The 1,191-nt window shown below is 66.0% G+C and carries 1 protein-coding gene; it reads right to left on the bottom strand.

Annotated features, from left to right (window positions below; translation table 11 throughout):
- Window positions 1-1,086, bottom strand: coding sequence for an IS630 family transposase (locus tag ABVB68_RS36815; protein WP_353605577.1), 1,086 nt, complete (start codon window positions 1,084-1,086; stop codon window positions 1-3).
- Window positions 1,087-1,191 lie beyond the last annotated feature (105 nt).

Consider the following 1,191-nt stretch of genomic DNA (forward strand, 5'->3'; position numbering starts at 1 on the left):
CTAGTGAGCTGGTCCGGAGATCCTGTCGCAGTAGCGGCAGATGCGGTCGATGATCTGGTCCGCGGTCTTGGTCCATCTGAAGGGACGGGCCTGTGCGTTCCAGGTTTTGATCCAGTCCTCGAGTGCGGTCTTCAGTTCGTCGAGTGAGCAGAACACGCCACGCTCCAGACAGCGCCGCTGTAGTTCGGCGAACCACCGCTCGACCTGGTTGATCCAGGACGAGTAGGTCGGTGTGAAGTGCAGCTGGAACCGGGGATGGGCCAGCAGCCACTGGTGCACCGTCGGTGCCTTGTGGGCGGAGAGGTTGTCGCAGATCACGTGGACCGCCAGGCCGGGATCGGTCTGGCGGTCGATCTCGTCGAGGAAGTCACGGAAGTCCACGGCGCGGTGTTGCGCGGACAGCTTCCCGATCACCTTCCCGGTGGCGGTGTTCAGGGCCGCGAACAGGTCCACGGTGCCGTGGCGGACGTAGTCGAAGCTGCGGCGCTCAGGCACACCGGGCACCATCGGCAGCACCGGAGCGGTCCGTTCAAGGGCCTGGATCTGCGGTTTCTCGTCCACCGCGAAGACGGCCGCGTTCGCCGGCGGGGCGAGATACAACCCGACCACGTCACGGATCTTGTCGATCAGCAGCGGGTCCGGGGAGATCTTGAAGTCCTGTGTGCGCCAGGGCTGCAGGCCGAAGGCACGCCAGATCCGCAGCACGCTGGTCGGTGAGATTCCCACCCGTTTCGCCAGTTCCCGCTTCGACCAGTGGGTGGCGCCTTCGGGGACCTCTTCGAGGGTGCGTACCACCACTTCTTCGACCTGGGCGTCGGTGATGGTGCGGGGCACGCCGGGACGGGGTTCGTCGGACAGTCCGTCGAGCCGGTCTTGCAGGAATCTGGTCCGCCATCGGCGCACGGTTCCGCGATCGGTGTCCAGCCGGGCGGCCACCGCGGTGTTGCTCAGCCCGTCCGCGCAGGCCAACACGATCCGCGCACGCTTGGCCAGTCCCTGCGCGGTTGTCCGGCGTTTGGCCCATCCCTGCAACACCAGCCGCTCGTCCTCGGATAACACCAGCGGCTGCAGCCTGCTGTCCCCCATTCCTCCAGCAGACCGCAGCCGCCAGCCGCTGTCACCGCCCAGACCGCAATCTGAAACGAACCGCGACTCACGTGGCGAGACGTGAACTCAAGACCAGATCACTAG

Origin of the sequence: Streptomyces sp. NPDC096012, assembly GCF_040426375.1 — a bacterium.
GTDB lineage: Bacteria > Actinomycetota > Actinomycetes > Streptomycetales > Streptomycetaceae > Streptomyces.